This is a genomic window from Actinophytocola sp., assembly GCF_049647105.1.
Taxonomy (GTDB): domain Bacteria; phylum Actinomycetota; class Actinomycetes; order Mycobacteriales; family Pseudonocardiaceae; genus Actinophytocola.
This window is the reverse complement of the sequence record NZ_JBARWZ010000279.1, coordinates 1-21,796: the sequence shown is the minus strand read 5'-3', so window position 1 is coordinate 21,796 and position 21,796 is coordinate 1. Positions and strand designations below refer to the sequence as shown.

Annotated in this window: 21 protein-coding genes; 7 read left to right on the top strand and 14 right to left on the bottom strand. The window is 70.4% G+C overall.

What is annotated here, in order from left to right; translation table 11 throughout:
* Window positions 1-147 precede the first annotated feature (147 nt).
* The 5 genes from WBA97_RS32950 to glp all read right to left on the bottom strand — a co-directional run bounded on the left by WBA97_RS32950 (window position 148) and on the right by glp (window position 5,886).
* Window positions 148-2,364 carry an AAA family ATPase gene (locus WBA97_RS32950; RefSeq protein ID WP_424234885.1) on the bottom strand — a complete coding sequence of 739 codons (2,217 nt, stop codon included), beginning with the start codon at window positions 2,362-2,364 and terminating at the stop codon, window positions 148-150.
* 62 nt (window positions 2,365-2,426) lie between these two features.
* Window positions 2,427-3,374: a CDP-diacylglycerol--serine O-phosphatidyltransferase gene (gene pssA, locus WBA97_RS32945; RefSeq protein ID WP_424234905.1), complete on the bottom strand. Its 948-nt coding sequence runs from the start codon at window positions 3,372-3,374 to the stop codon at window positions 2,427-2,429.
* A gap of 72 nt (window positions 3,375-3,446) precedes the next feature.
* Window positions 3,447-4,160: a phosphatidylserine decarboxylase gene (locus tag WBA97_RS32940; protein WP_424234884.1), complete on the bottom strand. Its 714-nt coding sequence runs from the start codon at window positions 4,158-4,160 to the stop codon at window positions 3,447-3,449.
* Between the two features lie 207 nt (window positions 4,161-4,367).
* The gene (locus WBA97_RS32935; RefSeq protein WP_424234883.1) at window positions 4,368-4,655 is read right to left on the bottom strand and encodes a GlsB/YeaQ/YmgE family stress response membrane protein; all 288 of its coding nucleotides are present in this window, start codon (window positions 4,653-4,655) and stop codon (window positions 4,368-4,370) included.
* Window positions 4,656-4,665: 10 nt separating this feature from the next.
* Window positions 4,666-5,886 carry a gephyrin-like molybdotransferase Glp gene (gene glp / locus WBA97_RS32930; protein ID WP_424234882.1) on the bottom strand — a complete coding sequence of 407 codons (1,221 nt, stop codon included), beginning with the start codon at window positions 5,884-5,886 and terminating at the stop codon, window positions 4,666-4,668.
* Window positions 5,887-5,951: 65 nt separating this feature from the next.
* Between glp and WBA97_RS32925 the strand changes: the two genes are divergently transcribed.
* The 4 genes from WBA97_RS32925 (at window position 5,952) to WBA97_RS32910 (ending at window position 10,540) form a co-directional block, all read left to right on the top strand.
* On the top strand, window positions 5,952-6,599 hold the full coding sequence (locus WBA97_RS32925; RefSeq protein WP_424234881.1) for a TIGR00266 family protein: 648 nt from the start codon (window positions 5,952-5,954) through the stop codon (window positions 6,597-6,599).
* 76 nt (window positions 6,600-6,675) lie between these two features.
* A complete protein-coding gene (locus WBA97_RS32920) occupies window positions 6,676-7,956 on the top strand; it encodes a serine/threonine-protein kinase (protein WP_424234880.1) in 1,281 nt (426 codons plus the stop codon).
* Window positions 7,957-8,127: 171 nt separating this feature from the next.
* Entirely contained in the window at window positions 8,128-9,753 is a 1,626-nt protein-coding gene (gene groL / locus WBA97_RS32915) for a chaperonin GroEL (RefSeq protein ID WP_424234879.1), read from the top strand.
* 148 nt (window positions 9,754-9,901) lie between these two features.
* Complete coding sequence (locus WBA97_RS32910; protein WP_424234878.1) at window positions 9,902-10,540, top strand: glycoside hydrolase family 25 protein; 639 nt, start codon at window positions 9,902-9,904, stop codon at window positions 10,538-10,540.
* On the opposite strand, the gene WBA97_RS32905 is transcribed toward WBA97_RS32910, so the two are convergent.
* The 8 genes from WBA97_RS32905 to WBA97_RS32870 form a co-directional block, all read right to left on the bottom strand.
* Window positions 10,527-11,231: a DUF4393 domain-containing protein gene (locus WBA97_RS32905; RefSeq protein ID WP_424234877.1), complete on the bottom strand. Its 705-nt coding sequence runs from the start codon at window positions 11,229-11,231 to the stop codon at window positions 10,527-10,529. The genes WBA97_RS32910 and WBA97_RS32905 overlap by 14 nt on opposite strands.
* A gap of 1 nt (window position 11,232) precedes the next feature.
* A complete protein-coding gene (locus tag WBA97_RS32900) occupies window positions 11,233-12,528 on the bottom strand; it encodes a hypothetical protein (protein ID WP_424234876.1) in 1,296 nt (431 codons plus the stop codon).
* A 59-nt stretch (window positions 12,529-12,587) separates the two neighbouring features.
* Window positions 12,588-15,272, bottom strand: coding sequence for a CHAT domain-containing protein (locus tag WBA97_RS32895; RefSeq protein ID WP_424234875.1), 2,685 nt, complete (start codon window positions 15,270-15,272; stop codon window positions 12,588-12,590).
* 73 nt (window positions 15,273-15,345) lie between these two features.
* The gene (locus WBA97_RS32890; protein WP_424234874.1) at window positions 15,346-15,504 is read right to left on the bottom strand and encodes a hypothetical protein; all 159 of its coding nucleotides are present in this window, start codon (window positions 15,502-15,504) and stop codon (window positions 15,346-15,348) included.
* Window positions 15,505-15,619: 115 nt separating this feature from the next.
* Entirely contained in the window at window positions 15,620-16,084 is a 465-nt protein-coding gene (locus tag WBA97_RS32885; RefSeq protein ID WP_424234873.1) for a carboxypeptidase regulatory-like domain-containing protein, read from the bottom strand.
* Window positions 16,081-16,680 (bottom strand): RNA polymerase sigma factor, encoded by a 600-nt coding sequence (locus WBA97_RS32880; protein WP_424234872.1) that lies wholly within the window; start codon window positions 16,678-16,680, stop codon window positions 16,081-16,083. Before WBA97_RS32880 ends, WBA97_RS32885 begins: the two co-directional genes overlap by 4 nt.
* A 141-nt stretch (window positions 16,681-16,821) precedes the next feature.
* Complete coding sequence (locus WBA97_RS32875) at window positions 16,822-17,154, bottom strand: hypothetical protein (RefSeq protein WP_424234871.1); 333 nt, start codon at window positions 17,152-17,154, stop codon at window positions 16,822-16,824.
* Between the two features lie 9 nt (window positions 17,155-17,163).
* Window positions 17,164-17,358, bottom strand: coding sequence for a PspC domain-containing protein (locus WBA97_RS32870; protein ID WP_424234870.1), 195 nt, complete (start codon window positions 17,356-17,358; stop codon window positions 17,164-17,166).
* Here WBA97_RS32870 and WBA97_RS32865 point away from each other — a divergent pair.
* From WBA97_RS32865 to WBA97_RS32855, 3 genes are all read left to right on the top strand, one after another.
* The gene (locus tag WBA97_RS32865; protein WP_424234904.1) at window positions 17,357-18,313 is read left to right on the top strand and encodes an AAA family ATPase; all 957 of its coding nucleotides are present in this window, start codon (window positions 17,357-17,359) and stop codon (window positions 18,311-18,313) included. The genes WBA97_RS32870 and WBA97_RS32865 overlap by 2 nt on opposite strands.
* Window positions 18,314-18,799: 486 nt before the next feature.
* On the top strand, window positions 18,800-19,909 hold the full coding sequence (locus tag WBA97_RS32860; protein WP_424234869.1) for a vWA domain-containing protein: 1,110 nt from the start codon (window positions 18,800-18,802) through the stop codon (window positions 19,907-19,909).
* Window positions 19,902-21,017 (top strand): XdhC family protein, encoded by a 1,116-nt coding sequence (locus WBA97_RS32855; protein ID WP_424234868.1) that lies wholly within the window; start codon window positions 19,902-19,904, stop codon window positions 21,015-21,017. The genes WBA97_RS32860 and WBA97_RS32855 overlap by 8 nt, the downstream gene beginning before the upstream one ends.
* Before the next feature lie 145 nt (window positions 21,018-21,162).
* Here WBA97_RS32855 and WBA97_RS32850 read toward each other — a convergent pair whose 3' ends face one another.
* On the bottom strand, window positions 21,163-21,669 hold the full coding sequence (locus tag WBA97_RS32850) for a hypothetical protein (protein WP_424234867.1): 507 nt from the start codon (window positions 21,667-21,669) through the stop codon (window positions 21,163-21,165).
* Window positions 21,670-21,796: the final 127 nt, after the last annotated feature.

Sequence of the window (21,796 nt, the reverse complement as noted above, 5' to 3'; positions counted from 1 at the left end):
GTGGACTCGCGGGTCCCCAACCGTGGACTCGCGGGTCCCCAACCGTGGACTCGCGGGTCCCCAAACGTGGACTCGCGGGTCCCCAAACGTGGACTCGCGGGTCCCCAACCGTGGACTCGCGGGTTCTGAAGCGTGGACTCGCGGGTTTTAGCGGGAGTTTGCGTAGGTTTCCAGGGCGGCTAGCTGGGCTGGGTCGAGGCTTGCTCTTACTGTTTCGCGGGCCCTTGTTACGTGGGCCGAGGTTACTTGTGCTGCTTCCAGGGACTCGCGCATCGCCGTCAGGGCGGCTTCGCGGATCAGGGCCGCGCAGTCCGCCGCCGAGTAGCCCTCCAGTCCGGTCGCCAGGTCGCCCAGGTCGACGTCTTCCGCCAGTGGGGTGTTGCGGGCCGCCGCCTTCAGGATCGCCGTGCGGGCGTCGGCGTCCGGCGGAGGCACGTACACAAGGCGCTCCAGGCGGCCTGGGCGGAGCAGTGCGGGATCGATCAGTTCGGGGCGGTTCGTCGCGCCGACCACGACCACGTCGCGCATCGGCTCGACGCCGTCGAGTTCGGTCAGCAGCGCGGCCACCACGCGGTCCGCGACACCCGAGTCCGACGACTGGCCTCGGCGTGGCGCGAGTGCGTCCACCTCGTCGAGGAACACCATCGCGGGCGCGACCTCCGCGGCGCGGCGGAACAGTTCCCGCACGGCCCGCTCCGACTCGCCGACCCACTTGTCCATCAGCTCGGCGCCCTTGACCACGATCACGTTCAGCTGCCCCGTGCCCGCGAGCGCCCGCACCAGGAACGTCTTGCCGCACCCCGGCGGCCCGTACAGCAGCACACCGCGCGGCGGCTCGACCCCCAGCCGCGCGAACGAGTCCGGGTACCGCAGCGGCCACAGCACCGTCTCCGTCAGCGACTGCTTGACCTCCACCATGTCGCCGACCTGGTCGAGCGTCAGCCCACCGGTCTGCAGGTTGTCCGAAGTGGACAGTGCGGTCGGGCGGACCGTCGACAGCGCGTCCGTCAGGTCGGCCGACGTGATGGCCGACGCCTCGCGGACCGCGGCGCGGACCGCCGCCTCCCTGCGCAGCGCGATCAGGTCCGCCGCGACGAACCCGGGCGTGCGTTCCGCGAGCGCCCCGAAGTCCACATCGGATTCGACGGGTACGTCCCGGAGCAGCACGCGCAGCAGCTCGATCCGCGTCCGCGCGTCCGGCGGCGGCACCGACACCGACCGGTCCAGCAGGTCGACGCCACGCACGCGCGGGTCGACCGCCTCCGGGTGCGCGGACGTCGCCACCACCGCGAAACCCGGGTTGCGGACCGCGGTCCGCAGCGTCTCGATCACCACGGTCGCGATCGGCGGGGGACTGGTCGCGGGCAGCAACGCGTCGATGTCGGTGAGCAGCAGGACTGCCGGGGTCTTCGCCACCGCGGACTCGATCGCGGCCGACAGCTTCGCCGCACCGGCGTTCGGCTCCAGCGCGGCGAGCGTCGGCGCGGCCAGTTCGACGACCTCGGCCTCGATCGCGTGTGCCACCGACCGCACGACCGTCGACTTCCCGACCCCTTCCGGGCCGGTCAGCAAGACCCCCAGCTGCGCGGTCGTGCCCAGCGCGGTCAGCAGCTCCGGGCGCCGGAACGCGAGGTCGAACCACTCGGTCAGCCGGTCGGTCGCCTCCTTCGCGCCGATCAGGTCCGACACCGGCGGCGGGGGCGCGGACGGCACCACCACCGGCTCGACGTCCACGTGCTGCGTCGCGGACGACACCACGGTTCCGCCAGGGCCGGCCAGCGCGGCCGCGGTGGCGGGTTCACCGGTACGCGCGCCGTCCCGCCAACCGACCACAGTGGACGGATGGACGGTGACAACGCCGGCGGGTTCGGTTGCGGTGACGGTGAGCAGCTCGTTGGTCCACGTCGTGCCGATCGCGCGGGACAGCCTGCCGCGCACCGCCGACACGTCGGATCCGGGCGCGGGCGCGAGATCCTGTGGCAGCAGGGACACCGCGTCGCCGACGGTCAGGATCTTGCCGGTGAGCGCGAGCCGCACGGTCTCCGGCGTCACCGAGGCCGCCGCGAGCCGGGACCCGGCGAGTGTCAGCGTCCGCGCGGGCGCCACCTCGGCGGGGGACACCACGACCTCGCCGCCTTCGGTCACGCCGATGTTCGACATGGTGATGTCGTCGAGCAGCACGATTCCCGGCGGGCTCTCGCCCTCCGCGGCCAGCGCGGCACTCACCCTGGCGCCCGTCAGCCGCACGCCCGCCCACGGTTCGAGGCCGAGCGCGTCGAGCACCTCAGGATGCAGCCGCACCACCCCGCGCCGCGAGTCGAGCGCTGACGGGGAGAGCCGGACAGTCAGCGTGATCTCTGGCATGCGGTGACCTTACTGAGTTTCAGCGCGGAGCTTGCGGAGCGAACATCTTGCGGAGCGAACCGCTACTGGTCGTCGCGGGGGGGCGTGGGTGGCCGGGACTGGTTACGCCGCAGGCCGATCCGCCGCCAGTTGCGGCCGCGCACCGCGCCCCGCCGCATGCGGGTCGCGTCGGTCGGCAGTGACACCACACGCAGATGTTCGCCGTTGCCGCGCCGCGGCCACACCGCACGGGCGGCGCCCGCGACCTTGCGCATCGGCGGCCGCAGCCCGAGCCGCCGTCCCGCGCCGTGGGCGCGGCGGATGGCGCGCCGCTCCTTGGGCGGCACCTCCCACGCCTCGGGGTGGTTGGCGAGCCAGTGGTTGCGCCGCACCGCGTACGGAATGTGGCACAGGTAGACCAGCAACGCCGACGCGAGCGCCAGCATCGGGTAGGTGATCACGGCCGCGGCCAGCAGGCCGACGAGCACCAGCAGCGGCGCGACGGCCGTCGCCGGCACCTTGATCGTCTTGAGCGACAGCGTCGGGATGCGGCTGATCAGCAGTGCGGCGATGGCGACCGTCCACACCATGACGACGCCGTCGGTGTTCCACCAGCCGTCGTAGCCGATCTGCAGCGTCAGGATCAGCGGCAGCAGCGCGGCCAGCCCACCGGCGGGCGCAGGCACGCCGACGAAGAACTCCCTGGCGTACGGCGGTTGTTCGGTGTCGTCGAGCAGCGTGTTGAACCGCGCGAGCCGCAGGATTATGCAGACGGCGAACACCAGCGCGACGACCCAGCCGACCCTGTTGCCCTGGAACTGCCACACGTACAGCACCAGCGCGGGCGCGACGCCGAACGAGATCGCGTCGGCGAGCGAGTCAAGCTCGGCGCCCATCTTGCTGGTGGCGTCGAGCAGGCGCGCGATCCGGCCGTCGAGGCTGTCGAGCAACGCGGCGACCGCGATCGCCGCGATCGCCGCCTGGAACTGCTTGGCCAGCGCGAACTGGACCGCGGAAAGGCCGGCGCACATGGCCAGCACGGTGATGGCGTTCGGCAGGACTCGGACGCCGGCGGACGCCCGGCTGGCCACGCGGCCCGCCACTCAGTGCTCCGGCAGTTCGGCCAGCACGGTTTCGCCGCCGATGGTGCGCTGGCCCGGTTCGACCAGCACCTTCGAGTCGACCGGCACGTAGACGTCCACCCGTGAGCCGAAGCGGATCAGCCCATAGGTGTCGCCGACGGCGACCTTCTCACCCTCCGCGACCTGACACACGATCCGCCGGGCGATCAGGCCCGCGATCTGCACGACGACGACGTCGGTGCCGTTCTCCGTGGTGAGCAGCAGTGAGTTGCGCTCGTTGTCCTCGCTGGCCTTGTCGAGGTCGGCCGACAGGAACTTGCCCGGCTTGTACACCGCGCGGGTGACCACACCGGACACCGGCACGCGCTGGACGTGCACGTCGAACACGGACAGGAACACCGAGATCCGCAGGCGCTCGCCTGCTGGCAGGCCGAGCTCGGCGGGCGGCTCTGCGAGCACGACGTGCGACACGGCTCCGTCGGCGGCGGCCACGACCAGGCCGCTGCGGGTGGGTGCGACGCGTTTCGGCTCGCGGAAGAACCACGCGACCGCGCCGGCCAGCACGAAGCCGACCACGCCGAGTCGCCGGGACAGGCGTCGGAGCAGCAGCGCGACCGCGGCGGCGCCGAGCGCGAACGGACGCCCCGCCGGGTGCATCGGCGGCACGACGCTCCTGGTCAGCGCGATGATGTGGGCGAGACGGCCCGAATCGGGGCCCTCGTGAGATTCGGTCATCAACCGGGACATTCCTCGCAAACGGGTGCGGATTGTACGCACCACGCTACGCCGGTGGCGGAAAGTGACCTTCAGGGGAGACCCAACCGGCCGACCGTGCACCCCCCGACGACGTGCACGAGCCGGCCGGCTGGGCCAAGTACTCGGTAAGCGCACAGTGTATGCCCGCGCACTTCAGGTGAGCAATAGCCCAAAGTGCATCGTCGATTACGGTCGGTTACTGGGTGGCTTGCGTGCGATGGCCTGGATCAGCTGCAGCAGGGCCAGCAACACGACCGCGCCGATGGCCGCGACACCCAGGCTCGGGAAGTCGAACTCCCATGTCTTCTCGTGCCCGGTGAAGGCCCGGTAGAGCAGTCCGCCGAGGGCGGCCCCGACCACGCCGACGATGATGCTGACCAGGCAACCCTGTCGCTGCCGGTACTTCCCGCCGACGACGATGTTGGCGAACCAGCCGACGATGGCGCCGAACACGACCCACGCGATGAATCCCACGGCCCCGAGCCTACGGGGCGCCGCCGATGAGCAGAACGTTCACGAGATCACCCTCCGCGATCACCTCGGTGTCCTCCGGCACCTCGATGAGGCAGTTCGACGCCGCGAACGACGCAAGCAGGTGAGAGCCGGGGCCGCCGACCGGAGTAACGACTTCCCCCTCGACGCGGCCGCGCCGGTACTGGCGGCGGGCCGACGGCGCACGGAGCTCGGCCGCCGACCGCACCAGGACCCTCCGCCGGTGGATCACGTCGTGGCCCATCGCGGCGAGCAGCGCAGGCCGCAGGAACAGCTCGAACGACAGTGCGGCACTCACCGGGTTGCCGGGCAGCGTCACGACCGGCAGGCCCTTGAACACACCGCAGCCCTGCGGCCCGCCCGGCTGCACCGCGACCCGTGAGAACTCCACTCCCTGGCCGGTCAGCGCATCCTTGACCACCTCGTACGCGCCTGCGCTGACCCCGCCGGAGGTGACCAGCAGGTCCACGTCGCCGAGGTGTTCGGCGATGGTCGCGTGGAACGCGTCGACGTCGTCCGGCACGAACCGCAGCACGGTCGTCTCCGCGCCGATCTCCCGCGCCGCCGCGGCCAGCATCACGCTGTTCGACTCGTAGATCTGCCCGTGCAGCAACGGGTTCCCCGGCGCGACCAGTTCGGAGCCGGTCGACAGGACCAGCACCCGCGCTGGCCGGTGCACCGGCAGTTCCCCCCACCCGACCGCGGCGGCGAGGCCAAGCTGCGGCGCGCCGAGGACGGTGCGGGCACGCAGGACCGTGTCACCTTCCGTCACGTCCTCACCGGCCAGGCGGATGTGCGTGCCCGGCGCGACCGGCGCCCGCACGGCCACCCGCTGCTCGCCGCCGTCGGTGTCCTCGACCTTCACGATCGCGTCCGCACCGGGCGGGACCGGCGCACCGGTCATGATCCGGTGCGCGGTGCCGGGCAGGAGCGGCACGATGTCGGTCGTGCCAGCCGGGATGTCGACCGGCACGGGCAGCGCGACGGCGGCGTGCCGCTCCGCGCCCGCCACGTCGGCGGCCCGGACCGCGTAGCCGTCCATGGCCGAGTTGTCGAACGGCGGCAGCGACAACGGCGACACCAGGTCCTCGGCGAGGACAAGGCCGACGCAGTCCAGCACGGGCCGGAGCGTCACCGGGGTCGGCGGGATCAGCGCGGCGACCCGTGCGCGATAGTCGTCGACGGAGAGCGGAGTTTTGGCCACGCCCCGCATCCTGCCCGCTGAGGAAACGTGCGTGCCAGACTGCTCCCGTTCGGTTCACGATCACGGAGGGCACGGTGCAGGTCCGCACGAGGCACACCCCGGCGTTCGGCGTCGCCAGGCTGAAGCTGGCGCCAGGTGAGGCGGTCCAGGCCGACTACGCCTCGATGATCGCGACGAGCTACGGCGTCGTGGTGGACGCCAGAGGAAGAGGCGGGTCGCGCAGCAGATCCGTGAGAGCCGTGTTCACGGCACCGGCCGAGGGCGGCTGGGTGGACGTCGCGCCCGCGCTGCCCGGCGATGTGTACACGCTCGAGTTGGACGGCGTGAACGGCTGGTGCGTGTCGCGTGGCTGCTGGCTCGCCGCGCCCGCGACCATCCGCACCGACCCCCAGTGGGCCGGGTTCCGCAACCTGTTCGGTGCCGAGACGGGGTTCGTCGAGCACGTGTCGGGGGTCGGCGCGCTGGTGCTGTCCGCGTGCGGCACGCTCGACGTGGTGACCCTCGACCAGGGCGAGTTGATCACCGTCGACCCGGCCTATCTGCTGGCCTACTCGGAGATGACCCAGTCGCGGCTGCGAGCGGTGAGCCAGTCGATGCCGCAGTCTGTCCGCAGTGGAGAGGGACTGCTCCTGGACTTCGCCGGGCCTGGTCAGTTGCTGATTCAGACCCGCAACGCGCGGGCGATGATGGCGCAGCTCGGTGGCTCCGGTAACGGTCGATGACGTATCCGAGCAACCCTGCGCGGGCCTCACACGCCGGACGTTAGGCTTTGTCCGACGACGAATGAATGGATGAGTGGTGTCGGAGGACCTCACCGGGCGTCGCCTGGGGCATTACCGGATCGACGGTGTGCTCGGCAAGGGCGGCATGAGTGTGATGTACCGCGCCACGGACATCCGCCTGGGCCGCAAGGTGGCGCTGAAGGTCATCGCCGAGCACCTCACCGAGGACCCCGAGTTCCGTGAGCGGTTCGTCGACGAGGCACGCAACACCTCGGCCATCGACCACGCGAACGTGGTGCCGCTGTACGACTTCGGTGAGGTCGACGGCCTGCTCTACATCGCCATGCGGCTGGTCGACGGTGCCGACCTCGCCACGCTGATCAAGGACGGGCCGCTCAAGCCGGAACGTGCGCTCGCGCTGCTGTCCCAGGTCGCCGAGGCGCTCGACAACCTGCACGAGCGCGGCCTCGTCCACCTCGACGTCAAGCCGGCGAACGTGCTGGTCACCAGCCGCGAGTCCGCGGCGGAACACATCTACGTCGCCGACTTCGGCCTGACCCGCCGTGGCGCGACCGGCCACCGGACGCGGGGCGGCGACTTCCTCGGTTCACCCACGTACGCGGCGCCGGAACACCTGCGGGGCGAGCCGGTGGACGCTCGCACAGACGCGTACTCACTGGCCTGTGTGCTGTTCGCCTGCCTGTCCGGGCGGCCGCCGTTCCAGGGCGCGGTGCCCGAGGTCATCCAGGGGCACCTGAACCGCGAGCCACCGTCGCTCACCGAGGTGGTGCCGTCGCTGTCGCCCGGGATCGACGAGGTGATCCGTCGAGGCATGGCGAAGAGCCCCGCGAACCGGTACCCCTCCTGCCGCGAGCTGATCGCCGCCGCCAGGAAGGCGCTGTCGCAGCCCATTCGCCGCCCGCCCGCGGTGCCGGTCGGACCGCGTCCCGCCACGCCATCGCAATCGCAGCAACGGCAGCCGCAGCAGACCACGCCGTACCGCCAGCCGCAGCCGTCGGCGACGCCGCCGGCCGGTTACCAGCGGCCGCCCATGTCGTCGGCCGACCCGGTCCGGCTGCGGCCACCGGTGCCCGCCGGGAGCACGGCGTTCACGTCCTCGGACTCCTCCAGCGGCACCCGCTGGATCGCGCCGGTACTCGTCGGCCTCGTGGCGATCGGGCTGATCGTGGCCGCGATCCTGTTCTTCAACTCGGGCGAACAGCCCTCCGGTCCCGGCGGCGAGCAGACCACGACCACGAAGACGACCGCGCCGTCCATCAAGGTGGGCGACGGCTCAGAGGACGAGTCCGACAGCGAGGAGTCCGGCTCGGACTCGTCGCCGACGTCCGGCCGCTGACCTGCCCTTCTTGCACTCGGACAGGCAGAGTGCTAAAACCGGTATTGGCACTCGGTAGTTCAGAGTGCCAATGTTGAGGTCGGGACGGTGAGGCCGGTATTCCGGTCGTCCGTCGCGGGCACCGAGCCTGGCCACGCATCGTGAACTTCCAAACGGAGGACTTACACCGCAATGGCCAAGTTGATCGCTTTCGACGAGGAGGCGCGCCGCGGTCTCGAGCGGGGCCTGAACATCCTCGCCGACGCCGTCAAGGTGACGCTCGGCCCTCGGGGCCGCAACGTCGTGCTCGAGAAGAAGTGGGGCGCGCCCACCATCACCAACGATGGTGTGTCGATCGCCAAGGAGATCGAGCTCGAGGACCCGTGGGAGAAGATCGGGGCCGAGCTCGTCAAGGAGGTCGCGAAGAAGACCGACGACGTCGCGGGTGACGGCACCACCACCGCGACCGTGCTCGCGCAGGCGCTGGTCCGCGAGGGCCTCCGCAACGTGGCCGCCGGCGCCGACCCGCTGTCGCTGAAGCGCGGCATCGAGCAGGCCGTCGAGGCCATCACCGAGCAGCTCCACAAGGCCTCCCGTGAGGTCGAGACCAAGGAGCAGATCGCCGCGACCGCGTCGATCTCCGCTGCTGACACCACGATCGGCGAGCTCATCGCCGAGGCGCTGGACAAGGTCGGCAAGGAGGGCGTCGTCACCGTCGAGGAGAGCAACGCACTCGGCATGGAGCTCGAGCTCACCGAGGGCATGCGCTTCGACAAGGGCTACCTGGCCGGTTACTTCGTGACCGACCCGGAGCGCCAGGAGGCCGTCCTCGAGGACGCGTACATCCTGCTCTACGGCTCGAAGATCTCCGCCGTCAAGGACCTGCTCCCGGTGCTGGAGAAGGTCATGCAGGCCTCGAAGCCGCTGCTGATCATCGCCGAGGACGTCGAGGGCGAGGCCCTCGCGACCCTGGTGGTCAACAAGATCCGTGGCACCTTCAAGTCGGTCGCCGTCAAGGCGCCGGGCTTCGGTGACCGCCGCAAGGCGATCCTGCAGGACATCGCCACCCTGACCGGTGGCCAGGTCATCTCCGAGGACGTGGGCCTCAAGCTGGACAACGCCGACATCTCGCTGCTGGGCCGCGCCCGCAAGGTCGTCGTGACCAAGGACGAGACCACGATCGTCGAGGGTGCGGGTGACGCCGAGCAGATCCAGGGCCGCGTCAACCAGATCCGCAACGACATCGCGAACTCCGACTCGGACTACGACCGCGAGAAGCTGCAGGAGCGCCTGGCCAAGCTGGCCGGCGGTGTTGCGGTGATCAAGGCCGGTGCCGCGACCGAGGTCGAGCTGAAGGAGCGCAAGCACCGCATCGAGGACGCGGTGCGCAACGCCAAGGCCGCCGTCGAGGAGGGCATCGTCGCCGGTGGCGGCGTCGCGCTGCTCCAGGCCGCCGAGGAGGCCTTCGCGGGTCTCAAGCTCGAGGGCGACGAGGCCACTGGCGCCAACATCGTCAAGGTGGCTGTCGAGGCTCCGCTGAAGCAGATCGCCATCAATGCCGGTCTCGAGGGTGGCGTTGTGGTGGAGAAGGTCAAGGGCCTGCCCCAGGGCCACGGCCTCAACGCCGCGACCGGGGTCTATGAGGACCTGCTCGCCGCAGGCGTGCCGGACCCGACCAAGGTCACCCGCTCGGCGCTGCAGAACGCCGCGTCGATCGCCGCGCTGTTCCTGACCACGGAGGCCGTGGTCGCGGACAAGCCGGAGAGGGCCTCCGCCCCCGCGGGCGGCGGCGACCCGACCGGCGGCATGGACTTCTGATCCAGCCAACGGCACAGCAACAGGAACGGCCCCGGAAGCACAAGCTTCCGGGGCCGTCCCCATTCCCCGCGAGCCCAACGGGGTCGGGCATGCTGGGCGGGTGACTTCTGAGTTACCCAGGCGGCGGCGGTGGCCGTTGGTGCTGGGGGTGACCGTTTTGGTGCTCGCCGGGGTTGCCGCTGGGGTTCGGTACCTGTTCTTGCCGTACTGGCGGCCATCGCTCGAGCCTGGGGAGCGGTTCGGGATCGATGTCTCCAACCACCAGGGCGTGGTCAACTGGGATGCCGTCGCCGGGGACGGGATCTCCTTCGCCTACCTCAAGTCGACCGAGGGCGGCGACTGGGTGGACGAGCAGTTCGCGGCCAACTGGGCCGGCGCGGGCAGCGCCGGGATCGACCGCGGCGCCTACCACTTCTTCTCCCTCTGCACCGACGGGACCACGCAGGCCGAGCACTTCCTCCGCGTCGCGAAACCCGATCCGCAAGCGCTTGCGCCCGCCGTCGACCTCGAGACCGCAGGCAACTGCGCCAAGCGGCCCGACCAGGACACCGTCGCTGAGGAACTGGCCACGTTCGTCGAGCTGGTCGAAGAGGAATGGGACCGGCCCATGGTGCTGTACGTTGGCGCGGACTGGGAGGAGGTCTACCCGGTGAAGCTCGACCGCCCCCGCTGGCACCGCAACCTCGTCTTCCGCCCCGACTTCGGCTGGCACATCTGGCAGCTGCACGGCTTCGCCGATGTCGAGGGCGTGGACACCCGCGTGGACATCAACATCATGCGTCCGTAGGCAGGCACGTGCGGCAGAAGTCCTCGCCGAACGGGGTCAGGTGGATGCTGCGCCGGATCGTCCTCGGGGCGCGGCCGGCGCGGGCCATGGCCTCCTGGACCTCCGGCTGCACCTCCACCACCTGGTACCGCGACGGCTCGACCTCCTCGCGCGAGAACCACACGAGACCGAGCCGGAACAGGTTGTTGAGATAGGCGTTGGTGCGGTCCATGTTCCGCACCCCGGCCTGCCGCCCGATCATCGACAGCCCCGCCTCGATCAGCTCGGACCCGATCCCGAGTGGACGGTTGGTCCGCACGTCGACCGTCGGCTGTGGGCCCTCGCGGAACAGGAACCGCACGATCCGCGCCTCGTCCGGCGTCAGCTCCCCGAGAATCCGTTCGAACGCCGGGTGCGTGTCCTCAACGAAGTGCACGTCCGACGAGCGCCGCAACAGCTCCGCCCCACGGGCCCGCAGCTCCTCGGTCGACGCGCTGTGCTCGGCGGCCGCCGGTCGCACGCCCAGCACGGTCTGCGCCGCGGTCCGCAGCTCCGCGCCGAGCTCCTGAGCGATCTTCACCGGCGGCTCGCCCGCCACGATCCCGCGCACGATCCGCTGTCCGGTATGGACGGTCGTCTGCACCATCCACTGCGCGGTGGACAGTCCCGCGTTCGCCGCGATCCGCAGCAGTCCCAACGAATTCGATGCCATCTCACACTCCGAAGATCGCCAGATGGATGAGCCCCGCGCCGACGCCGAGCACGCCGCCGTGCACGAACAGCAGCCACTCGTCCTGCTTGATGGCCGACCGCAGCAGCTCGTTGAACTCGTCCGGCCGCAGCTGCCGCATCTGCCGCGCCACGAACACCTTGATCTTGCCCGCCTGCTGCCTGCCGAACTCCGTGTCGCCGAACACCGACGCGAACTCGACCGCCTCCTGCGCGACCGCGTCGCGGATCCGGTCGTACCGCTCGGTGCCGATGCCGACCCGCACCGCCGACCGCGCGAACCCGACGGCGTCGTCCACCGCGGGCCGCAGTGACGTCTCCAGCATCTGCCGCGTGCGGTCGGAACGCGCGCCGAACAGCAGCTCGTCGCCGATGTTCTTCATGTTGATGACGTCCTCGGAGATGATCTTGGCCATCACGTCGCTCACCTCCGGCTGCCGTCGCAGGAACAGCCCGTGGAACGTGAACGGCCCGACGCGGCGCGGGAACACCGGCTCGAAGATCAGCTTGATGCCGATCCAGTTCGCGACCCAGCCGATCACCGCGCCGCCGAGCGGCAGCACCCACCAGTACGGCAGCACCTCCAGCAGGAACACCAGCCCGATGCCCGCCGGGAACCCGAAGTAGAAGCCGAAGTTCTGCATGAACCGCAGCTCCTTGCGGCCGACCTCGCGGAGCATGTCGTTCATCAGCTCCGGGTGCTCCTCGAAGTGCCGGATCACCAGCAGTTTCGCGTCGATGAGCTGCTCGATGTGCTCGCCGAGCTGGTCGGTCAGGCCACGCACGATCGCCGGCAGCCGCTGCTGGATCCGCGCGTGCACCGCCGACCTGATCACCGGCGGCAGGTCGTGCCACAGCTGCGGGTGCTCGCGTTCCATGATCCGTTCGACCACGGCGCGGATCTCGGTGCGCGCGGTGGCCGCGATGTGGTCGGCGATCTTGTCCGGTTCGAACTCGCGGTAGAAGTCGCCGATGCTGCCTACTTTGAGCAGCGCCTTGTCGACGGAGATCGAGGCCATCTTCGACACCCGCGACGGGATGATGCCCTGCCAGCCGAACCGGCCGTCGTGCGTGATCGCGGGGATCACCTGTACGCGCCGGGGCAGGTAGGAGTACAGGAACCGCAGGCCGGGCAGCTGGATACCGTGGAACCGCATCGGCTGGAACATCATGATCACGCCGGTCCAGTTCGTGACGTAGCCGATCACGCCGGTGAACAGGGGCACGGAGATCAGGTGCGTGAGGAAGCGCGAGTCAGACCAGTCGAGCGCCAGAAACACCGTCCACCCCCTCGCGGCAGTCGACCCATGGTCAACTGTGGCCGATCTTCCCGCAATGCCTAACCCGCGCCCAGCAGAATGAACGGCCGCCGCAGCGGGTCGGCGGCGGTCGCCTCGGCCAGCGCGCGTGCGGGGCTGATGCCCGACGCGACCCGCCGGTGGTAGTCGGTCATGGCGTCGGCGAGGTCGACGGCGAGGTCGACGGCGAGGTCGGCGACCGGTTTGTTGGCGAGGCGGCGGTGATAGTCGGTCATGGTCAGCGCGGCCGACCGGTGCCCGACCCGGTTCACGGCCGCGACCACGGTCCGCGACCCGCTCGCGAGCATCGCGCCCGCGAACCCGAGCGGCTCGTCACCTGGCCGGATGTGCGACAGCGCCAGCTCGCACGCGGCGAGCACGATGTGTGCTGGTGGCCGCCGCAGCCGTGCCACCTCGTGCGCGAGCAGCCCGCCGTCGTGCAGCTCCAGGCGGGAGAACATCGCGTTGGTCGCCTCGTGCGTGCCGTGCGCGGCGATGTGGACGAGCTTGGCACCGTCCATCGCGGACAGCACCGCGTCGGTCGTGGCCTGTTCGCCCTCCAGCACGATCGCGTCCGGGTACACCTCGCGTAGCTGGTCCAGCTCGGTCGCCGACGTCGGCAGGTCCGGACCGCGCACCAGCACGACCGGCCCGTCGGCGGGCGCGACCTCCTCGGCGCTGACCCACGCGGTCGCCGACGGCGCCACCGACACCGCCCGCCCATGCAGTGAGGGCAGCGACTCCCATGGCACCGAGTACAGCCCGCCGACCGGCACCACGACCAGCTCCCGGTCCGCGAGCAGCTCCGAGGGGATCCCGTCCGGCCCGAACAACATGTCGTCGAGTGCGTGCAGCCGCCGCCGGGCGGACTGCGACACCGCGGTCACGAGCGGCGCGATCAGCTCGTCCGGCGCGAGCGCGTCCAGGTCGGCGTGCAGCTGCCGCGCGGTCTCGAGGACGGGGTCCTTCGCGCCGAGCCGCACCAGCCTGGTCCGCCCGCCCGCGACGATGACGGCCGCGAGGTCGGCGTCGGGCGCCGCGAAGCTGATGAGCGCGCGGTCGCCGAGCCGCTCGATGATCTCGGCTGGCGAGGAGACCGGCCGCGGCTTGCCCCAGCGCGACGTGCTCCAGCCGAGCCGGTTCACCTCGCGTTGCAGGGCGGTCGACCGCTGTTCGAGGTGGGTGACCGGCCTGCGTTCCAGCCGGGCCTGCTGCAGTGTGCGGAGCACGGTCCGCAGCTCGGCGACGACGCTCGCCAGCGCGGGGTCGTCGATGGTGGGCAGCGGCTCGTAGCGGTAGACCTGCGCGCGGGTCCGCTCCTGCCAGGCGAGCAGGCGGCGGGCGTCGCCGTCGGTGCGGGCCCCGTCGAGGACGAGGCCGACCGCGAGCCGTCCCAGCTCGATGCCGTGCACGGCGGTGCCGCACACCAGGTCGAGTCCGCCCATCCGGTCGCGGGCCGCGCCGAGTTCGTCGAACCCGGCCTTGGCCTGCGCGAGCGCCCTGCGGCCCTCGCCGCGTGCGACCGCCACCTCGGCGCGGCACAGGCGCAGCAGCATCTTGTGGTCGATCGGGGCGATCTTCCTCGGCGGCGGCACCTGCTCCAGCAGGGACTCCGCGTGGTCGACGGCACCCGCCCGCACGTCGAAGCGGACCGTGAGCATGGTGGCCATCGCGGCCTCGTCGGTCAGCCCGACCGCGTCGAGCCGGTCCGCGAGCGCGGCCGCCTTCGCCCTCGGCACCCGGCCGCCCGGGGTCGACAGCGCGACGCTGGCCTCGGCCCGCATCTTGGTGAGCGCGGCGACCTCCGCCCACGATCCGCTCTCGCGCTTGACGAACTTGCGGCGCGCGGACTCCGCGAGCGTCTTCGCGACCGTGTAGTCGCCCTGCAGCAACGCGGCCGCGGCCCTCGACAGCTCGGCCTCCGCGAGGTCCTGGCTGATCCGGTGCTCACGCAGCTCGGGCAGTGCGTCGTCGAGATAGCGGGCGGCCTCCTCGGCCACCCCCGCAGCGAGCAGTGCCCGCGCGCGGTCGATCTGGGTGCGGGGCACGAGTCCCGGCGCGATGCGGCGGAACGCGCGCTCGGCCTGTTCGTAGTACGCGAGCGCGCCTGGCACGTCACCGACGAGCTGCGCGATGTCGCCCAGATTGCTCTGCGCCTTCGCGTTGAGCCGCTCCCAGCCGTGTTTCCCGGCGAGCGCGATGCAGCGGTGCATGTCCGCTTCCGCGGGGCCCGGCTTGCCGATGGAGATGTAGGCGAGCCCGCGGTTCATGATCGTCCTGGCGAGCATCTCGGGGTCGGCGGCTTCGGTGTCCATGACCTCTTCGAGCAGCAGGATGGCCTGGTCGAAGCGGTCCAGTGCGGCCGAGGTGTGCCCGGTGCGGAGCAGGACGATCGCGTGCTGGTTCTCCGCGCGGCCAAGCAGCGCGGTGCGTTGTGGACTTTCCGGCAGGCCGATCACCAGATCGCGTGCCGTCCCCAGGTGGATCAGGCCGTCGCCGACGGCGCCGGTCTCGGCCTCCGCGAGCGCGAGTGTCAACAGCACCCGGGTCCGCATGGTCACGACGTCGAGGCGCTCGGAGATCACCGGCAGTGTGCGTAACGCTTGTAGCAGCAGCTTCACCGCGTCGGCGGGCCGCGCCGCCGCCGCCACCTCGACCGCCTTGCGCTGCAGCTGATCGGCCGTCTCGAGCCGACCGACCAGTTCGCTGTCAGCAGCGGCTGTCACAGAAGTCGGGCGCAAACGAGGCACATACTCAATAGCAACACATCCCTGTGGGAAGTGGTGCCTCGGCCTCGACTTAGTTTTCCGTGGATGCCGGTGCGGAGCCGCCTTCGAAGTGACCAGCCGGGCTGGTGCCGCCCTCGAAGTGGCCGTTGGTCGTGTGCTCCGTCGAGTCGCACTTCTCGCAAGCCAAGAAGTCCTTCTCGGGCGGCTTCACACTGGTCGTGTCGGTCATGTCGCTTGCTCCCCTCAAACAGGTTCTCCGGGTTGCTCACCAACAAAAGAGGCGTTCAACCACTGTGAGATACAGGAGAATATCTGCCATTCGGGGAAGATGGGGTCCGATTGGGTTACAAATCCACGGTCGGAGTGACCACGGTGCGTGATTGTTCGGCATTCATGCGTACAAGTAGCTGAGTAGTGCCCCTGGGTACCTCGGTGAGCACGAAGCGGCCGCCCTCGTCCGCGGTGGTGACCGCGGAGCCGTGGTCGGCGACGCGGACCTCGACGCCGTGGGCACCCGCGGGCACGAGCCAGCCATCAATGCGCTGCCGTTCGCCCGTGCGGGTGACGTTGACCATGACGGTCAGGTCACCGACGAAGAACGTGATGGTGCCCGGCATGCCTCCGCGCACGCCGGCCAGCGGCCGGTCGTTGGCCCACTGTGCGACTTCAAGTTCGACGTGGCGGTCGATGTCGTCGAGGGCCACGGCGAACTGGGTTCTCTCGATCAGCCCGGGCGGGGGTGGGTCCAGCTCGTTCACGAGCCGCGCCACCTCGGCCATCAGGTCGTCGTCAGTGTGGTTCGTTCTCATGATCCACTGTCCCCGTTGTACAGCGAGCGCAGGTTGTTCAGGCAGCGCCCTCGTGTCGGTCCGATACTCCCGTGCGGCATGTGCAGGGCCTCCGCGACCGCGCGGTACTCCGCTCGGCCCGCGAGCACGGTTAGCCGCAGCAGCTCCTGGCAGCGCTGCGAAAGCTTGTGGAACGCGGACCACAGCTGGTGGTCCCTCTCGGTGCGCAGCACCTCGTGTTCCGGGGACGGATCGGTGGTGGGTGTGCGCTCGGCCATCTCCTGGGAGAGCTCCACGGTCCCGTTCGATCGGTGTTGCCGGTTCGCCTCGCGACGGGTCGTGGTGATCAGCCAGCCCGCCAGCGCCCTCGGCTCGGTCAGCCGGTGCAGATGCCGTAACAACGCGAGCCACACCGTCTGCACCACGTCCTCCGCGGTCGTGCGGTCGAGGCCGCTGCCACGGGCGACGTGCCACACCAACGGCGCAAGATCGGCGACGAGTGCGTCGAACGCCTCTTTGTCACCGTCCCGCGCGGCCAGCATGCATGCCGCGTGCCGGTCCCTTCCCTCGAGCTCAGCCCAAGGCTTGACCATGCTTGCGGTCTGCAGTTCCGTCACCGCTTCCCACCCCGCTCCGAGGGTCGCTCTGCTCGTGGCACCCGCTCATGGTGCCAATCCGTCCTGTCCCACGTCACCCCGTGTGGGGTCTTACGTTCAAGAGCGTCGGTAGGTGTTGTAGATACCGACCATTCGGGTGGTTCAGGACGTATTCGCGATCAGCAGCAGCAACACGCCGAGTCCGATGACCACACCGGCCAGTAGTGTGCCGCAGCCGAGGCCGACAATACCCCGGATCGACCTGGCACGGATCGCGAAGAGATTCGCGACAACGGCGCTGACCAGCACGAACCCGCTGAAGACCGCCGTCGCGATCAACACGGTCGCGGTCAGGCCCCGCGGGTCGAGCAGCGCGGGCCCGAAAACGAGTGCGAGCAGGAAGACCAGGACGGCCCCCGCGATGGCCAGCGCGGAGGCGAGCAACACGAGCGCCCTGGCCGTGCCGGGCTGGGAAAACGTGCGCTTCTGCTCCACGCCCGACGATTATTCCTCCGGCACGACCGCCCAGGCGACCAGGTACAGGATCGCGCCGGCGCCGAACCCGAGCAACGTCGCGGCGACCAGCAGGATCCGGACCAGTGCGGCGTCCATGCCGAACATCTTGGCGATCCCCCCGCACACCCCGGCGACCATGCGGTCGTCGCGGCTGCGGCGGAGCTTCACTGTGGTGGTGTTCATGACTCCAGGGTGGCTGGTTCTCACACGTCCGCCATCAGGGATCGCCCCTGGTCGGACCCTGGCGTTTACCCTCGGAGGCGTGGTGAATTCCCCTGAAGAGCTGTCTGCGGCCCTCGAGTCGGTCGGTTACCTGCCCGACGAGGGCATCGCGACCGCCGCCTTCCTCGCCCAGCGGCTCGGGCGCCCGTTGTTCTGCGAGGGCGAGCCCGGGACCGGCAAGACGTCGCTCGCCGTCGCTCTTTCGCAGGCACTCGATGTGCCGTTGATCAAGTTGCAGTGCCATGAGGGGATCGACTTCACCCAGGCTCTGTACGACTGGGACTTTCCCCGGCAACTGCTGCACCTGCGTGCGCTGGAGGCTGCTTCCGGCGGTGTCCTCGACTCCGATCTCGCGGAGAAGTCGCTCTACTCGCGACGGTTTCTGCTGGCCCGGCCGTTGTTGCGGGCGCTGGAGGAGTCGCCGTGTGTGCTGCTCGTCGACGAGGTCGACCGGGCTGACGACGAGTTCGAGGCGTTCCTTCTCGAAATCCTCGGGGAGAACGCTGTGACGGTGCCCGAGCTGGGGGAGATTCGGGCTGATGTGCCGCCGTTGGTGATCCTGACTTCCAACCGCACCCGGGAAGTGCACGACGCGTTGAAGCGGCGGTGTTTGTATCACTGGCTGGAGCATCCCGCTCTGGGGCGGGAGGTGGCCATTCTGCGGCGGCGGTTGCCCGGCTTGTCGGAGCGGTTGGCCACTCAGGTGGCGTCGGCTGTGCGGCGGTTGCGGGAGCTGGAGTTGTTGAAGCCACCCGGTGTTGCCGAGTCGCTTGACTGGGCTTCCGCGTTGACTGCCCTTGGGCGTACCGAGCTGGATGCCGCTTCCGCTGCCGCCACGCTGGGGGCGGTGCTGAAGTACCGGGAGGATTCGCAGCGGGTGGTAGCCGTTGGCCTGGAGTCGATTCTGGCCGGGTGACCGTAAATCGGTCGCGGTTTCTCTTGTGGTGGGCGATAGTTGTGCTCGGCATGCCACACCGGAGGAGGAGCGATGAGTACCGAGCGCAGGGGGAGCGAGCGGTAGCGTTGTTCTGATCCGGAACAGTTGCCTGCGCGGTGAACCCGTCGCGGTGTTCACCGGTCGCGGCGGCTGTGGCGGCCGTCCCTTCCGACGGCACAGTCCGATGTGGACGGCCGCCCACGAACCAATCACCGGTTCCTCGCGCCCGGCCCGCTACCTGGCCATGGTCGCGGCGGGGACCAACCCTGGCGTCGGCCGTGCATCGCGGGTGGCGCCAGGTCGTCCACGTGGCGGCCGCGCCCCGGCCGTCGTGCACTACGCCGCACCACCGCCGTCGGGTGCGGCCGCCGCGTGGAACCACAGTTCTTGCTCTGACCTGCGGATACTTCGTGGCGGCGCGCATCGTGCGGCCATGTCGCCGACCCGCGGGTACACAATGGCTGTGTGGACACCCCGGACCCTCTCGTCGGACTGGTCGGCTTCGCCGCCGCCCTCCGGGTGGCCGGGTTGCCCGCCGACGCCCAGCGGGTGCAGGCCTACCTCGGGGCGGTCGGCGAGCTCGACATCGCGGATCCTGGTCAGCTGTACTGGGCCGGACGGTTGACGCTCTGTGCCGAGCCGGACGACCTGCCCCGCTACGACGAGGCCTTCGCCGCCTGGTTCACCGCGGACGAGCAGCGGCGACGGCGGTCCAAGGTGACCAAGCCGAGGGTCGTGACCATGGCCGCGCTCACCGACTCCACCTCCGGCACCGGGGAGGGCGACCGGGAGACCGACGAGCTGAAGGTCGCCGCCAGCGACACGGAAGTGTTGCGGCACCGGGACATCTCCGAACTCACGGCCGTCGAACGGGAGCACCTGCGGGAGCTGATGGCCACGCTCCACCTTGCCCCGCCGCTGCGGCGATCGATGCGGTTGCGGCCGCGTCACAGGGGGCGCCTCGACTCCGCGCGCATCCTCCGCGCCATGCGGGCCGCCGGTGGTGAACCCGTCCGGCTCGTCTACAAGGACCGGGCACGACGGCCGCGCCGCGTGGTCCTACTGCTCGACATTTCCGGTTCCATGGCGCCCTACGCCGACGCGCTGATGCGGTTCGCGCACGCCGTCGTCCGGGCCGCGCCCATGTCGACCGAGGTGTTCACCGTCGGCACGCGGCTGACCCGGCTGTCGCGTCAGTTGCGCAAGCGGGATCCGCAGGAGGCGCTCTCCTCGGCGTCACGGGCGGTGCCGGATTTCGCCGGGGGCACCCGGCTGGGGGAGACCCTTCGGGTGTTTCTCGATCGTTGGGGGCAGCGAGGACTCGCGCGGCGGGCGGTGGTCGTGGTGTTCTCCGACGGGTGGGAGCGTGGCGACGCGGCCCTGCTCGGGGAGCAGCTCGCGCGGCTGCGGCGGCTCGCGCACAAGGTGCTGTGGGTCAACCCGCACGCGGGCCGCGACGGGTACGCGCCCGTCCAGTCCGGCATCGCGGTGGCCATGCCGCACCTCGACCGGCTGCTGGCCGGCCACAGTCTTGCCACGCTCGAGGAGCTATTTGTGGAGGTACGCCGTGCGTGACGTGCTTGACGAACTGATGCGTCGCTACTCGGCGGGGGAGCGGGTCGCGCTCGGCACCGTGGTCGCGACGTTCTCCTCGGCGCCCCGCGCGCCCGGCGCGGCGATGCTCGTCGCGCAGGACGGGACCGTGTCGGGCAGTGTCTCCGGCGGGTGCGTCGAGGGTGCGGTCTACGAGCTGGGCACACAGGTGATCGAGGACGGCACCCCCGTGCTGCAGCGCTACGGCGTCAGCGACGACGACGCGTTCGCGGTCGGCCTGACCTGCGGCGGGATCATCGACATCTACGTGGAGTCGATCTCCGCGGCGGACTTCCCTGAGTTCGCGGAGCTGGTCAAGTCGATCCAGACCGAGGAGCCGGTGGCGCTCGCGACGATCGTGGCGCACCCCGATCCGTCCCGGATCGGGCGACACCTGGTCGTGTGGCCGGACCGCACGACGGGCGACCTCGGGTCGGCGCGCGCGGAGGCCGCGGTGGCGGACGACGCGCGCGGCATGCTCGCCACCGGCCGGACCGGCACGCTGCACTACGGCGCGGAGGGCCAGCGCCGAGGCGAGGGCATGTCGGTGTTCGTGAACTCGTTCGAGCCACCGCCGCGCATGCTGGTGTTCGGCGCGATCGACTTCGCGACCGCCATGGCGCGGCTCGGCTCGTACCTGGGCTACCGGGTGACGGTGTGCGACGCGCGGCCGATCTTCGCGACGAAGAGCCGGTTCCCGGACGCCGACGACGTGGTCGTGAACTGGCCGCACCGGTACCTGGCCGCGGAGGTCGAGGCCGGGCGGATCGACCGGCGCACGGTGATCGCGGTGCTGACCCACGACCCGAAGTTCGACGTGCCGGTGCTGGAGGTCGCGCTGCGCTGCGAGGCCGGGTACATCGGCGCGATGGGCTCGCGCCGCACCCACGAGGACCGCATGTCGCGGCTGCGGGAGGCGGGCATGACGGCGGAGGAGCTGTCGCGGCTGGCGTCGCCGATCGGCCTCGACCTGGGCGCGCGCACCCCGGAGGAGACCGCGGTGTCGATCGCGGCGGAGATCATCTCGCTGCGGTGGGGCGGCGCGGGCAAGCGGCTCACCGAGGTGAGCGGCCGCATCCACCGCGACTAGTCCGCCTCCCCGGCATTAAATGTGTTGGTCCCGACCCAGCGCGGGCGTGGGTATCGAGGTGGTTGGTGGTTGCGTGCCGTCACGTTCCCCTGAGGTCACTGCTGGTCAGGCGCGGACCTTCGCACAAAGATCCATGGGACAGGCCCTAGCCGCGGCGGTAGGTGAGCCGGATCCGGCTCGGGTACATCTCGTCGGTGATCACCGACATGGTGCGCCGCAGCTCGTCGTCCTCGACCGTGACCAGGTCGGAGATCGCGGTGTCGCCGTCGTCGCAGCGCAGGTGCAGCTCCTTCGCGTCGGCGAACGCGCCCTCCCGCCTGCCCTCCTCGGTCAGCAGGAACACACCCGACGGTGAGGTGGCGAGCGTGCCGTCGAACGGACGGGCCTCGGGTTCCAGCACGCCCTCGTCGTCGAACCAGGGGACCTCGGCCGCGCCGGTCTCGGTGAAGGCCGCGCCGTCGACGGTGAGCGTGAGCCCGGTCAGCTGCGCGAACGGCGGCTCCCCGCCGAGCACCTCACCCGCGAGCCAGCGACGGTTGAACTCACCGATCGGCAGCCGTAAGTCGTCGAGAGTCGTATACCCGTCGTCGTAGCCAACCGCGATGAACTCGGCGGCCGCGACCGCGACCAGCTCCCAACGTCCGTTGATCATGCAGGGCACGTTAGCCCCCAACCTGGCCTGAAACCCCGCGAGTCTTCGGTTCGGGACCGGTGAGTTGGGGTTTCGGTGTCAGACCCGAATCCCCAACTCAGGGGTCCTGAACCGAAGACTCGCGGGT

Bases quoted from the DNA above. Each gene is read 5' to 3' on its own strand.
- WBA97_RS32870 (WP_424234870.1), bottom strand. From the start codon at position 17,358: ATGAACACCACCACAGTGAAGCTCCGCCGCAGCCGCGACGACCGCATG.
- WBA97_RS32940 (WP_424234884.1), bottom strand. From the start codon at position 4,160: ATGACCGAATCTCACGAGGGCCCCGATTCGGGCCGTCTCGCCCACATC.
- groL (WP_424234879.1), top strand. From the start codon at position 8,128: ATGGCCAAGTTGATCGCTTTCGACGAGGAGGCGCGCCGCGGTCTCGAG.
- WBA97_RS32950 (WP_424234885.1), bottom strand. From the start codon at position 2,364: ATGCCAGAGATCACGCTGACTGTCCGGCTCTCCCCGTCAGCGCTCGAC.
- WBA97_RS32905 (WP_424234877.1), bottom strand. From the start codon at position 11,231: ATGGCATCGAATTCGTTGGGACTGCTGCGGATCGCGGCGAACGCGGGA.
- WBA97_RS32850 (WP_424234867.1), bottom strand. From the start codon at position 21,669: ATGATCAACGGACGTTGGGAGCTGGTCGCGGTCGCGGCCGCCGAGTTC.
- WBA97_RS32865 (WP_424234904.1), top strand. From the start codon at position 17,357: ATGACTCCAGGGTGGCTGGTTCTCACACGTCCGCCATCAGGGATCGCC.
- glp (WP_424234882.1), bottom strand. From the start codon at position 5,886: ATGCGGGGCGTGGCCAAAACTCCGCTCTCCGTCGACGACTATCGCGCA.
- WBA97_RS32890 (WP_424234874.1), bottom strand. From the start codon at position 15,504: ATGACCGACACGACCAGTGTGAAGCCGCCCGAGAAGGACTTCTTGGCT.
- WBA97_RS32885 (WP_424234873.1), bottom strand. From the start codon at position 16,084: ATGAGAACGAACCACACTGACGACGACCTGATGGCCGAGGTGGCGCGG.
- pssA (WP_424234905.1), bottom strand. From the start codon at position 3,374: ATGTGCGCCGGCCTTTCCGCGGTCCAGTTCGCGCTGGCCAAGCAGTTC.